General features: G+C 62.4%; 14 protein-coding genes. All 14 read left to right on the top strand.

Features of this window, described 5'->3' with window-relative positions; all coding sequences use genetic code 11:
- The first annotated feature begins 45 nt into the window (after window positions 1-45).
- The 14 genes from ffh (at window position 46) to AS9A_RS07620 (ending at window position 12,847) form a co-directional block, all read left to right on the top strand.
- On the top strand, window positions 46-1,605 hold the full coding sequence (ffh, locus tag AS9A_RS07555; protein ID WP_013806360.1) for a signal recognition particle protein: 1,560 nt from the start codon (window positions 46-48) through the stop codon (window positions 1,603-1,605).
- Window positions 1,606-1,611: 6 nt separating this feature from the next.
- Window positions 1,612-2,691, top strand: a complete 1,080-nt coding sequence (locus tag AS9A_RS07560; RefSeq protein ID WP_041450940.1) for an amidohydrolase family protein — start codon at window positions 1,612-1,614, stop codon at window positions 2,689-2,691.
- Entirely contained in the window at window positions 2,688-3,611 is a 924-nt protein-coding gene (locus AS9A_RS07565) for a CPBP family intramembrane glutamic endopeptidase (RefSeq protein ID WP_013806362.1), read from the top strand. The genes AS9A_RS07560 and AS9A_RS07565 overlap by 4 nt, the downstream gene beginning before the upstream one ends.
- 198 nt (window positions 3,612-3,809) lie before the next feature.
- Window positions 3,810-4,268, top strand: coding sequence for a 30S ribosomal protein S16 (rpsP, locus tag AS9A_RS07570; protein ID WP_013806364.1), 459 nt, complete (start codon window positions 3,810-3,812; stop codon window positions 4,266-4,268).
- Complete coding sequence (locus AS9A_RS07575) at window positions 4,265-4,507, top strand: RNA-binding protein (protein WP_013806365.1); 243 nt, start codon at window positions 4,265-4,267, stop codon at window positions 4,505-4,507. Before rpsP ends, AS9A_RS07575 begins: the two co-directional genes overlap by 4 nt.
- Window positions 4,508-4,524: 17 nt before the next feature.
- On the top strand, window positions 4,525-5,040 hold the full coding sequence (gene rimM, locus AS9A_RS07580; protein ID WP_013806366.1) for a ribosome maturation factor RimM: 516 nt from the start codon (window positions 4,525-4,527) through the stop codon (window positions 5,038-5,040).
- Between the two features lie 8 nt (window positions 5,041-5,048).
- On the top strand, window positions 5,049-5,798 hold the full coding sequence (gene trmD, locus AS9A_RS07585) for a tRNA (guanosine(37)-N1)-methyltransferase TrmD (RefSeq protein ID WP_013806367.1): 750 nt from the start codon (window positions 5,049-5,051) through the stop codon (window positions 5,796-5,798).
- 55 nt (window positions 5,799-5,853) lie between these two features.
- Window positions 5,854-8,232, top strand: coding sequence for a Tex family protein (locus AS9A_RS07590; protein WP_202798206.1), 2,379 nt, complete (start codon window positions 5,854-5,856; stop codon window positions 8,230-8,232).
- Between the two features lie 164 nt (window positions 8,233-8,396).
- Window positions 8,397-8,738 (top strand): 50S ribosomal protein L19, encoded by a 342-nt coding sequence (gene rplS / locus AS9A_RS07595; RefSeq protein WP_013806369.1) that lies wholly within the window; start codon window positions 8,397-8,399, stop codon window positions 8,736-8,738.
- Between the two features lie 42 nt (window positions 8,739-8,780).
- On the top strand, window positions 8,781-9,605 hold the full coding sequence (gene lepB / locus AS9A_RS07600; protein WP_013806370.1) for a signal peptidase I: 825 nt from the start codon (window positions 8,781-8,783) through the stop codon (window positions 9,603-9,605).
- The gene (locus AS9A_RS07605; RefSeq protein ID WP_041451670.1) at window positions 9,602-10,285 is read left to right on the top strand and encodes a ribonuclease HII; all 684 of its coding nucleotides are present in this window, start codon (window positions 9,602-9,604) and stop codon (window positions 10,283-10,285) included. The genes lepB and AS9A_RS07605 overlap by 4 nt, the downstream gene beginning before the upstream one ends.
- A 40-nt stretch (window positions 10,286-10,325) precedes the next feature.
- Entirely contained in the window at window positions 10,326-10,649 is a 324-nt protein-coding gene (locus AS9A_RS07610) for a DUF2469 domain-containing protein (protein WP_013806372.1), read from the top strand.
- 339 nt (window positions 10,650-10,988) lie between these two features.
- On the top strand, window positions 10,989-11,333 hold the full coding sequence (locus AS9A_RS07615; RefSeq protein WP_407636570.1) for a YraN family protein: 345 nt from the start codon (window positions 10,989-10,991) through the stop codon (window positions 11,331-11,333).
- On the top strand, window positions 11,333-12,847 hold the full coding sequence (locus tag AS9A_RS07620) for a YifB family Mg chelatase-like AAA ATPase (protein WP_013806375.1): 1,515 nt from the start codon (window positions 11,333-11,335) through the stop codon (window positions 12,845-12,847). Before AS9A_RS07615 ends, AS9A_RS07620 begins: the two co-directional genes overlap by 1 nt.
- The last annotated feature ends 5 nt before the right edge of the window (window positions 12,848-12,852 follow it).

Raw genomic sequence — 12,852 nt, forward strand, 5'->3', positions numbered from 1 at the left:
ATCCGTATGGACGTTCGGCGAGAACCGCGTAAAGGAGTGCACTCGGTGTTCGATTCCCTTTCTGACAGATTGAACGGCGCGCTGAAGGGTCTGCGCGGGAAGGGGCGGCTGACTGACGCGGATATTGATGCCACCTGCCGTGAGATCCGGCTCGCGCTGCTCGAAGCTGATGTCGCGCTTCCCGTCGTGCGTGAGTTCATCAAACAAATCAAGGTACGGGCGAAAGGCGCTGAGGTACACGGCGCTCTGAACCCCGCGCAGCAAGTCATCAAGATCGTCAATGAGGAACTCGTCGGGATCCTCGGTGGGGAAACCCGTCGCCTGTCCCTGGCTAAGAACCCGCCGACTGTGATCATGCTCGCAGGTCTGCAGGGCTCGGGTAAGACCACGCTGGCCGGGAAACTCGCGAAATACCTCAAAGCACAGGGCCATGCCCCGATGCTTGTCGCGTGCGACCTACAGCGGCCCGGTGCCGTCACCCAGTTGCAAATCGTGGGTGAGAAGGCGGGAGTGAACGTTTTCGCGCCGCATCCGGGCACCTCAATCGGCGGGGGAGCGAACCCGCTCGGTATTACCGCTTCCGACCCGGTGAATGTCGCTCGCGACGGGGTCGCGGAGGCTCGGACGAAGCAGTACGACGTCGTCATTGTGGATACCGCTGGGCGACTGGGCATCGATGAAGAGTTGATGGAGCAGGCTGCGAACATCCGGGACGCGGTTCAGCCTGACGAAACGCTCTTCGTCCTCGACGCGATGGTGGGTCAGGACGCGGTGAGCACCGCTAACGCGTTCGCTGAGGGCGTCGGATTCACCGGTGTCGTCCTGACGAAGCTCGACGGCGACGCTCGCGGTGGTGCAGCGCTCAGCGTTCGTGAGGTCACCGGCCGTCCGATCATGTTCGCGTCGACGGGCGAGAAGCTCGAGGACTTCGACGTATTCCACCCTGACCGCATGGCGAGCCGAATCCTCGGCATGGGTGACTTACTGAGCCTCATCGAGCAAGCGGAACAGGTTTTCGACGCGCAGGAGGCTGAGGCCACTGCCCAGAAGATCGGTTCGGGTGAGCTGACGCTAGAGGACTTCCTCGACCAGCTCATGGCGATCCGCAAGATGGGCCCCATCGCAAATCTGATGGGCATGCTCCCTGGTGCCGGGCAGATGAAGGATGCGCTCGACCAGGTCGATGAGAAGCAGCTCGACAGAATCCAAGCGATCATCCGGGGCATGACCCCAGCTGAGCGGGCTAATCCCAAGATCATCAACGCGTCCCGGCGTCTGCGGATCGCAAACGGTTCAGGCGTCAAGGTGTCCGATGTCAACCAGCTGGTTGATCGCTTCTTCGAAGCTCGCAAAATGATGTCTGCGATGGCTGGACGTATGGGTCTCCCCGGCTCGCAGCGCAGGCGAACGAAAAAAGGCAAGAAGGGCAAGGGCCGCGGGCGCGGTCCGACTCCGCCGAAGGTGCGCGGTGGTATGCCCGGTGGCCTCCCCGCTGGCATGCCGAATCTGTCGGGCATGCCCAAAGGTCTCGATGAGCTGCCACCAGGGCTCGAGGGTCTCGATTTGTCTCAGTTGAACCTCCCGAACCAGGGGAAGAAGAAGTAGCGATCCATGAGTGCGTTGGTTGTGCGCGGGGTCGTGCTCCCCGGAGAGGTGACTCAGGAGCTTTGGGTCCGTGACGGGGTCTTCCAGGACGGCCCGGTTTCCGGTGCGGAAACTCTCACAGACGAGGGCTGGATTCTCCCGGGCCTGGTCGATGCGCATTGCCATGTGGGCATCCGCTACGGCGGTGGACACGAAAATCCAGACGGTGCGCGCTGGCAGGCAAAAACCGAGGCACGCGCCGGTGTTCTGCTGGCACGTGATGCGGGAGCGCCCGTTCCGACCCGATTTCTGGACGGGGAACCAGGACTGCCGCGCATCATCCGGGCCGGACGCCACATCGCAGCTCCCAAACGCTACATCCGAGACCTTGGGGTCGACCTGGATGACGAAGCGGACTTGCCCGGTGAAGTTCGTCGTCAGGCTCAATCTGGTGACGGCTGGGTCAAAATCGTTGGCGACTGGATCGACCGGGAAGTCGGTGATCTGACTCCGCTCTGGAGTGACGTCGTCCTGAAAGAAGCCATCGCCGCCGCACATGATGAAGGGGCACGGGTGACTGCGCACGTCTTCGGAAGTGACGCGCTCCCCGGCCTGCTTGCTGCGGGGATCGACTGCATTGAGCATGGCACGGGGCTCACCGAAGAAACGATCGAATTCATGGCACGCAACCAGATTGCCCTGGTGCCGACCCTGATCAACATCGAGAACTTCCCCGAAATCGCGGACAGCGCGGCGCGCTTCCCGATGTACGCCGACCATATGCGCGCCCTTCACGCGCGTGGAGATGCCACGATAAGCGCAGCTATCGACGCTGGGGTACATGTTTACACCGGGACCGATGCCGGCGGGATGATCGAGCATGGCCGGATTGTCGACGAAATCGCGTCTCTGGTGCGGGTGGGTATGACCGCGGAAGATGCGATCGCGGCAGGTTCGTGGGGCGCTCGGAGCTGGCTTGGCGCGGTGCAGAACTACATGCCTGGCGAGCGTGCTGACTTCGTGGTCTATCGAGAGGATCCTCGGGTAAACCTCGACACTCTCCGTGACCCAGTTCGCGTGGTGTGCGCCGGCAAGGTGGTTGCGTGAGGCGTGCCGATGACGGCAGTGATACTCCCGATCCTCACGACGAGCCCCGTGAACCCTTTCCGCCGGTGCCTACTGACTGGTGGTACCCGACGAGCACCGGAAGCACAGCTAAGGTCGAGTCGACGGTAGGGGGCGCTCCCACCGGGCGCGAAATGTCCTCCCAGCGCAGTCGCTGGTGGCGATCCGACGAAGCGGCACTGCGCAGACAGCCTGGTCAGCGATGGGGACTAGGGGCGGCGGCAGTCGTCCTTGCTGTCAACCTGTTCGGCTTTGTCATCGGCGCCTTTCTCGTCGAGGATCCCGCATCGCCCGCGATCCTTCTCGCGATCATCCTCCCCACGTTCTCTGCGGCGCTGGTAGCTGTCCTGATCACTTTCGCGCGCGGAAACGGCCCGGTCGTCGACTTCGGTCTGCCCACCAAGATGCGCGAGTTCACGAGGCAGTGCGCCACTGGACTCGCGTTTGGTGGCGGAGCGGTGGTCGGTGGGATTATTCTCGCGTTCCTCCTCTTCCTCGTGGTCGATGACGTGCCCTCGTCGGTACTCGAGGAAACGGGTTCCATGCCCGTCAGTGTGCGCATCGCGCTCGTGATGTGGGTGTGGATCGGCGCACCGATCGCTGAAGAGGTCATCTTCCGCGGCATCTTGTGGGGGGCGCTCGAGCGGTACCGATTCGTCAGGCGCAGGGTCGGCATACTGGTTGCTCTCAGCAGTAACTGGTCAGTTCTCGCCGTCACGACGGTCGTCTTCGCGCTCTGGCATGTGGAGTTCTGGCGCCTGGCCATCCTTTTATTTGCGGGCGCGATGTTCGGACTCGCTCGCCTCTACACGGGTTCTGTCCTGTCCTCGACAGTCGCGCATATTGTGAACAACACCCTGCCCGCGTTCAGCGTGCTTTTCCTGCCGGAGGTTATGCCGTGACGGCACGGCAACCGGGATGTGGGAGGCAGATTTCCGCAACTCGCCGGTATCTGGCAGAATGATCCGCTGTTCGCCGCAGCAACTTGCGTGGTGTCTCACTGCGCGCTGCCCAGCGAACCACGAAACCGCAAAACCGGGTGCACTAAACCGTGTGCGTCGCTGAATTGCACCGTGAACAGAACAAGGAGCGCTACATTCGTGGCTGTCAAAATCAGACTTCAGCGGCTCGGCAAGATCCGCACCCCTCAATACCGCATCGTCGTAGCTGATTCGCGCACCCGTCGTGACGGTCGTGCCATCGAGACGATCGGCAAGTACCGGCCAAAGGAAGAGCCGAGCTTCATCGAACTCGACTCGGAGCGCGCTCAGTACTGGCTCGGGGTTGGCGCCCTGCCGACCGAACCGGTCCTCGCGATCATGAAGATCACCGGTGACTGGCAGAAGTTCAAGGGCCTCCCCGGTGCCGAAGGAACGCTGAAGGTCAAGGCACCGAAGCCGACCAAGCTCGAGCTATTCCAGGCTGCCCTCGCGGAAGCCGACGGCGGTTCGCCCGCTCCTACTGCGGCGCCGAAGAAGAAGGCAGCTAAGAAGGATGAGGCCGAGCAAGCCCCAGCTGCAGAAGCTGCCGCTGCGTCGGATGAGGCTGCACAGCAGTGAGTTCAGTCCTCATCGATGCTGTCGAGCATCTCGTGCGGGGGATTGTTTCCAACCCTGACGATGTTCGTGTTGGCATGAGCACCACGCGGCGTGGTCGCACGATCGAGGTTCATGTGCACCCAGATGACCTGGGTAAGGTCATCGGCCGCGGGGGACGCACTGCGACTGCACTGCGAACGCTTGTTTCGGGAATCGGTGGCCGGGGCATCCGGGTCGACGTTGTCGACACGGATAACTGACTGAGCCAGGCATCCACATGGAACTCGTGGTCGGTCGTATCGCGAAGTCACACGGCATCCGGGGCGAAATCGTCGTGGAAGTCCGTACGGACGAGCCGGAGCAGCGCTTCGCCGTGGGCGCGCAGCTCCGGGCCCGTGCACCGCGTTCAAGTGCCGTCACAGCGTTTACCGTAGAAGCCGCCCGGGAGCATTCCGGGCGGCTTCTTGTGCGCTTGGCGGGCGTTGCGGACCGAGAGTCCGCCGACTCACTGCGGGGAATGCTGTTCGTCGTGGATTCCTCTGAACTGCCAGCGAGTGGGGACGACGAGTATTACGATCACGAACTTGAAGGATTGGTTGTCCGATTCGCGTCGGGTGGAGATCTGGGTGTGATCCGTGAGGTTCTGCACACAGCGGCAGGGGAAACCCTTTCCATTGAGGCTACTGACGGTAGGGAAGTGCTGATTCCCTTCATTACCGACTTTGTGCCCGTCGTGGATGTGCCTGGCGGGTTCGTCGAAGTGACGCCCCCCGACGGCTTGCTGGAGCTCTGACCACCGCGGTGAAGATTGACGTCATCACCATCTTCCCCGAGTATCTCGAGCCGCTGCGCGTCTCCCTCCTCGGTAAAGCCCGGGAGAAGGACCTCATCGACGTGAGTGTCCATGACCTACGGGACTGGACCCATGATGTCCATAAGTCGGTCGACGATTCGCCGTACGGCGGTGGCCCTGGCATGGTCATGAAACCCACCGTGTGGGGACCGGCGCTCGATGACGTCTGCCCTGATGACGCGCTGCTCGTATTCCCCACGCCGAGCGGCGTGCCTTTCACGCAGGAGACAGCCGAACGATGGGCGGAAGAATCGCACCTCGTGTTTGCATGCGGGCGCTACGAGGGCATAGACCAGCGCGTTGTCGATGACGCGAGGCGCCGAGTCCGGGTCGCGGAAGTCTCCCTCGGCGATTACGTCCTGATAGGTGGGGAAGTCGCGGTCCTCGTGATGGCGGAGGCTGTGGTGCGCCTCCTGCCTGGCGTGCTGGGAAACCAGCTATCGCATCAAGAGGATTCATTCTCCGACGGCCTGCTCGAGGGCCCCTCCTATACACGCCCAGCGTCCTGGCGGGGACTTGACGTTCCGGCGGTGCTGTTGTCGGGCGATCATGCGCGAATCGCGCGATGGCGACGAGATCAAGCCCTCAAGCGGACCGCAGACCGCCGCCCAGCACTTCTCGGCCAGATCGACCTCGCGCAAGCGGACTCGGCGGTTCTCGACGCGCACCGTAGCGGTCACAGCGAATTCGAGGACTAAATCCCCGCCACACTCGATTGTGTCGGTGCCACGGAGTACTCTGCCCGCCGTGAGTATCGCTGTGAGGCCTGTGACTGACCGGATCGCGGAAGAACTGAACGTGGCGCAGTGGCGAGTAGCCGCTGCCATTGCGCTTCTCGACGGGGGATCAACGGTACCGTTCGTCGCCCGCTACCGGAAAGAAGCGACGGGCGGGCTCGATGACGCTGAACTTCGCCAGCTCGAGGAGCGCTTGAGGTATCTCAGAGAACTCGATGAGCGGCGGAGCGCGATCATCGCGTCGATCAAGCAGCAGGGCAAACTCGACGACGGAATCGAAGCGCAGCTGGTCGGAGCCGAGACGAAATCCCGACTCGAAGACATCTACTTGCCGTTCAAGCCCAAGCGCCGGACGAAAGCTCAAATTGCCCGGGAAGCGGGCCTGGAACCACTGGCCGAACGACTGCTGTCCGACCCCTCCCACGATCCCGCGTCGGTGGCTACGAAATTCGTAGATGAGGAGAAAGGCGTCGCGGACGCTGCGGCCGCCCTTGACGGCGCACGCGCGATCCTGATTGAGCGGGTTTCCGAAGACGCCGATCTTGTGGGTGAACTGCGAGAGTTGATGTGGCGGCGCGGACGGATTGTCTCCTCGGCTCGCAAAGGAAAAGAAGCTGAGGGCGCGAAGTTCGCTGACTACTTCGACTTCGCGGAACCCTTCAGTTCGCTCCCGTCACATCGTGTCCTTGCCCTGTTACGGGGTGAGAAAGAAGAGTTTCTGTCGGTGCAGTTCGATCCTGAACCGGACGCCGAGGGCCCTCCAGGCCCCTCTCTCTACGAACAGAAAATCGCGGTTGCGCTGGGTGTGCGCGACCAGGGGCGGCCGGGTGACCGCTGGCTCGCCGACACGGTCCGGTGGGCGTGGAAGACTAAGCTGCAAGTCAGTTCGAGCATCGATGTGCGCGCACGATTGCGGCAGGCCGCTGAGGCTGATGCTGTGGACGTGTTTGCCCGGAACGTTCGGGATTTGCTGCTCTCTGCGCCTGCTGGCCCGCGGATCACGATGGGTCTTGACCCCGCGTACCGCACCGGGGTCAAGGTAGCCGTGGTGGATGGCACGGGGAAGCTGCTCGAAACTGCAACCGTTTACCCGCACAAGCCCCAGTCACAGTGGGACGCCGCACTCGGTGCCCTCGCAGAACTGGTGACTCGCCACAACGTAGACCTCGTTGCGATCGGTAACGGGACAGCTTCCCGTGAGACGGACGCACTCGCTGCCGAACTGCTGAAGCGCATGCCGGAAACGAAACTCACGAAGATGGTGGTTTCTGAGGCGGGAGCTTCCGTGTACTCAGCGTCCGAATACGGTTCCCGCGAGTTACCGGACCTTGATGTTTCGCTGCGTGGGGCGGTGTCGATCGCCCGACGGTTGCAGGATCCCCTCGCGGAACTCGTGAAGATTGATCCAAAGTCGCTCGGAGTGGGTCAATATCAGCATGACATTGCCGAGGGACTGCTTGCGAGGTCGCTCGATGCGATCGTGGAGGACGCGGTGAACGCCGTGGGCGTCGATGTCAACACCGCGTCGGTGCCTTTGCTGGCCAGAGTCTCTGGCGTCAGTGCCACCATTGCCGAAAACATCGTGGCACACCGGGACAGTCACGGAAGGTTCGGTTCGCGCACGGCGCTGAAGGACATACCGAGGCTCGGTCCGAAAGCGTTCGAGCAGTGCGCGGGGTTCCTCCGCATCGTTGACGGTGATGACCCGCTCGACGCGAGCGCCGTGCACCCGGAGGCGTACCCAGTGGTTCGCCGGATTGTCAGTTCGTGTGGGCTGCGCGTGCGGGAACTGATCGGCAACTCGCAGGTGCTGGGCGGACTGCGGCCCAGCGACTTCACCGATGACACCTTCGGAGTCCCTACGGTGAGTGACATTCTTGCTGAGCTCGACAAACCTGGCCGTGACCCACGCCCGGAGTTCCGTGCCGCCCAGTTCGCGGAAGGTGTTGAGCGTGTCAGCGACCTCAAGCCAGGGATGGTTCTGGAGGGTGTAGTCACAAACGTCGCAGCTTTCGGTGCGTTCGTTGACGTAGGGGTGCACCAGGATGGGCTCGTGCACGTTTCGGCGATGTCGTCACGCTTTGTATCGGATCCGCGCGAGATCGTGAAGAGCGGTGACATCGTCAAGGTGAAGGTCGTGACAGTAGACGTTGACCGTAAGCGAATCGGGTTGACGCTGCGACTCGACGACGAGACGGCTGGCAGCGGCTCGGACCAGCCGCGTCGTGAAGGGCGGCCCCCCAAGAAGCAGCCTCCGAAGAGGCAGCCGCCCAAGAATCAGCAACTAGGCAAGTCACCGAAACAGCAAGCGAAAGGCGAGCGGAGTCAAGGCGGTGGTAGCACCGCATCCGGTTCCCTTGCCGACGCATTACGGCGCGCGGGTTACTCCAAGTAGGCGCTGATGCCGGATTTCCTGTCAGCGACCGCATCTGGCATGATGGCAGGGTTGCCCGGACCATAAGGTCTAGGTGCACCAACAAGGGAGTACGAACCAGACGAGTCGTCAGGCCACTCGGTTCCTCTGCTCGAAAACGCGAAAACGCGAGGAATTAGACAGTAATGAACACCCTGGACGCACTTGACGCGCAGTCCCTACGTGATGACATCCCCGCCTTCCGTCCCGGCGACACGGTGAATGTCCACGTGAAGGTTATTGAAGGCCAGAAGGAACGAATCCAGCAGTTCAAGGGCGTCGTTATCCGCCGCCAGGGCGGTGGCATCCGCGAAACATTCACCGTGCGCAAGGTGTCTTTCGGTGTTGGTGTCGAGCGTACGTTCCCCGTCCACAGCCCTAACGTGGCCAAAATCGAGGTCGTCACTCGTGGTGACGTGCGTCGCGCGAAGCTGTACTACCTGCGCGATCTCCGCGGCAAGGCAGCGAAGATCAAAGAAAAGCGCTGAGGCTTACCGCGTTTTGACTCCCAACGTGACTAACCTGGTCTCGTGACTGAGCCGCGGGGAGCCGACGAGGGACAGGGCGACGAGCCCGCCAGCAAGACAGAGACTGCAGATCGGCAGGACGCCGCCGCGAAGGAATCCAGCAAGAAAGACGGGGGTTCCTTCTGGCGCGAACTGCCGATTCTCATTCTCGTCGCGCTGGTCCTGAGTTTCGTCATCCAAACCTTCATCGCGCGGGTATATCTCATCCCGTCCGAATCTATGCAGCCGACGCTGCATGGATGCCCGGGATGCACGGGCGACCGGATCTTGGTGGAAAAGGTGAGCTACCGGTTCTCTGATCCCCGGCCTGGTGACGTTCTGGTGTTCCGCGGAACGGGCCCTTGGGCGGAGGACTATGTGTCGACCCGCTCGGAGAATGTTGTAGTCCGCGGGCTCCAGGAGATCGGTTCTGCGGTCGGCATCGTTCCTCCGGATGAGAACGATCTCGTGAAGCGTGTGATCGCCGTGGGTGGCCAAACCGTCGAGTGCTGTGACGATGACGGAAGTGTCCTCGTTGACGGTCGGCCAGTAGAGGAGCCGTACGTTGTCTCGGATTTCCCGTACACACCCGGGCAGATCGACTGCGACACCGACGTGCGCTCCGGGCGCTGCTTCGGTCCGGTCCGCATCCCTGAGGACCACATATGGATGATGGGCGACAACAGGAACCAGTCGAAGGACTCTCGCTGGTACGTTGGCGATGAGAGCGACGGCGCAGTGCCCGTCGAAAACGTAGTCGGGAAAGCGCGATGGATCATTCTTCCGCCGGCGCGATGGGGATCGATCAGTGCGCCGGAGATTCAAGAGCCGGTAGCTTCACGAGAATGACACGTTGGCCACCGCGGGCCCTGGTCCGGCGTGACACCGGATTGCGGGCACTCGAATCAGCACTCCACCGCAGAGGGCTTGGTCCCGTAGCGGGGGTCGATGAAGCAGGGCGCGGAGCGTGTGCGGGCCCGCTCGTGGTCGCCTCATGTGTGCTTGGCGCGAAGCCACACCGCACTCTCGCCGGGCTTGACGATTCAAAGCGATTAACTGCGCGGGCGCGTGAGGAGCTCTTTCCGCTGATACTCCGCCACGCGGAAGATTTCTGCATCATCGAAATCCCCGCCGCTGAGGTGGATACGCGTGGCGTCCATGTGGCCAACATCGAGGGTATGCGGCGTGCGGTCGCGGGTCTGCGCGATAGGCCAGGATATGTGCTCACGGATGGGTTTCGCGTGCCAGGCATGCCGTGCCCATCGCTGCCTGTTATCGGCGGGGACGCATCCGCCGCGTGTATCGCAGCAGCGAGCATTCTGGCGAAGGTGACGCGTGACCGGTTTATGGTCGCACTCGATGCACAATTGCCGGGGTACGGATTCGCTATCCATAAGGGGTACTCCACCGCGGCGCACACTGCAGCGCTCACGATGAGGGGCCCATGTCCTGAGCACAGGCTGTCATTTGCCAACGTTGCTTGCGCTGCCGCCCCGCGCGGTGAGCGCGATGCGGTCCTCCTCGGCTGAAACATGCGAGGATCGCTGAGAAGAGAAGGAAGGACTTCCCATGAGTGCCGAGGATCTCGAAAAGTACGACACCGAGATGGAGCTGTCGCTGTATCGGGAGTACCGCGACGTTGTGGGACAGTTCGCGTATGTCGTCGAGACCGAGCGCCGCTTTTACCTGGCTAACGCCGTCGAGTTGATTCCTCGTAACGCAGAGGGCGAGGTCTACTTCGAAGTCCGCATGTCGGACGCCTGGGTGTGGGACATGTACCGCCCGGCGCGCTTCGTCAGCCATGTGCGCGTCTTCACCTTCAAAGACGTCAACATTGAAGAGCTCGAGAAGCCAGACATCAATCTTCCGCCTGGTGGCGGACACTTCGGGTAGGAGTCACATGGACTACCAGCGGCGGATACTCGGCCTGGTCGACCTGCGCTTCCGAATCGGTGAGCGGTCCGGGCTGAGTTCGATCAGTGTGAACTGGGCGCGGCCCTGGGGCGGTCCTGCGTCGCAGGAGACTCAGAGCGCCCCCCGCGACTCTAGCTCGGGACACTGACAGAAGCGTTCCGGCACCACCGTTCCAGGGTGAGTTGTCCACAGGATCGTAGTTGTCCACATTTCGCGGATTGCCGCTGTTGGCCCGCGCTTGATCTCCGCATTGTTGAGGGTGCTGCGCGATCGTCGTGATCGCTCTCATTACTTGCGGAGGATGTCATCAGTACACGTATTGCGCTGGGCCGGCGCGGGGAACAGGCGGCAGCGGATTATCTTCGTGCACATGGATATACGGTGCTCGACCGGAACTGGCGCTGCCGGAACGGCGAAATTGATCTGATATGCCGTGACCCCTCCGGAGCGACGGTATTCGTCGAGGTCAAAACTCGCCGCGGTGATGCATTCGGTGAACCTGTCGAAGCCGTCACTCCGATCAAGCTGCACCGCATGCGGCTGGCGGCGGTGGAATGGCTCAGCCAGCATCCGCACCCCGTCGCGGTCGTGCAGTTCGATGTCATCGGTGTTCTCTGGGGGCCTGACGGTCCAACCTTTGATCATGTTGAGCGGGTGGTCTGATGCCGCTTGGGCGTGCTTTTGCCGTGGCTGTCACGGGCATTACTGGTTCGATCGTTGAGATCGAAGCCGATGTGGGACGCGGCCTCCCCGGAATGCATCTGGTCGGATTGCCCGACACCACGTTGCAGGAAGCCCGGGATCGTGTTCGTGCGGCCATTGTGAACTCGGGATATCGCTGGCCGCCCGGGAGAACGACGTTATCGCTTTCTCCGGCGGATCTCCCCAAAGTCGGATCCCTGTACGACGTTGGACTAGCGTGTGCGGTGCTCAACGCAAGTGGACTCGCAAGTTGCGCGCGGCTTCACAGCACGGTTCTGCTCGGCGAGTTGGCTCTGGACGGCCGCCTTCGCGCGGTTAACGGCATTTTGCCGGCGGTTCTCGCTGCGCGGGATCAAGGGTGGAAGCGAATCGTCGTGCCTGCGGCCAACCTGGCTGAAGCGTCGCTTGTGTCGGGCGTGGCAGTCGTTGGCGCCGCGACACTGCGAGACCTCGTGAGGTGGCTGAACCGAAGCGGGAATCTCATTGCGCCCCTACCAGTTCCGCCGCCACCGAGGCGGGTAGCACCCGAGCTCGGTGATGTAGAAGGGCAGTTTGTGGCACGTCGCGCTGTGGAGCTGGCAGCCGCAGGCGGTCATCACTTGCTCCTCACAGGACCGCCAGGTGTGGGTAAAACAATGCTTGCCCATCGGCTTCCGGGGCTGCTGCCACCGTTGACTGAGGACGAATCACTTGAAGTCACAGCGATACATTCCATCGCGGGGGAACTGCCACGTGACTGCCCCCTCATCGCCGATCCACCCTTTGTGGCGCCGCACCACTCTGCGACAGCTGTGTCTCTGATCGGCGGGGGAGCGGGCTATGCCAAGCCGGGAGCTGTCAGCCGGGCGCACCGAGGCGTTCTCTTCCTCGACGAGTGCACCGAGATGCCGCCACGGGTTCTGGACTCGCTGCGGACTCCCCTGGAAGAAGGCGAAGTGCGCATCAGCCGCAGGTGCGGGCTGGCGACCTATCCGGCTCGATTTCTGATGGTGCTGGCCACGAATCCGTGTCCATGTGCCGCCGTGCGAGCGATCGACTGTGAGTGCTCCTCTCGAGTGCGCCGTCACTACCGCTCCCGATTGTCGGGTCCGTTGCTGGACCGCGTCGATCTGTGCGTGGAAATGGAGACTAGTCGTGCGCGAGAAGCAACCACGATGGGGGACAACCCCGAATCCACAGCTGTCGTCAGACAACGTGTCGTCACCGCCCGGCAGGCCGCACGCGAGCGGTGGGTGCAACTCGGGTGCGCCACGAACGGTGAAGTGCCTGGGCCCAAGCTGCGCGCAAAACTCGGCCGGTTCGCCGAGGCAATGATCCCAATCAACTTCGCGATCGAACGCGGAGCCATCAGCGCTCGCGGCGCCGACCGAGCTCTCCGCGTCGCGTGGACGCTCGCTGATCTGCACGGCCGGACCAGTCCGAATGTCGAGGACGTGCAGACAGCGCTCTCGTATCGATTGTCCCGAGATCTCTGAGTGAC

This window comes from Hoyosella subflava DQS3-9A1 (assembly GCF_000214175.1).
In the GTDB taxonomy this organism is placed as follows: domain Bacteria; phylum Actinomycetota; class Actinomycetes; order Mycobacteriales; family Mycobacteriaceae; genus Hoyosella; species Hoyosella subflava.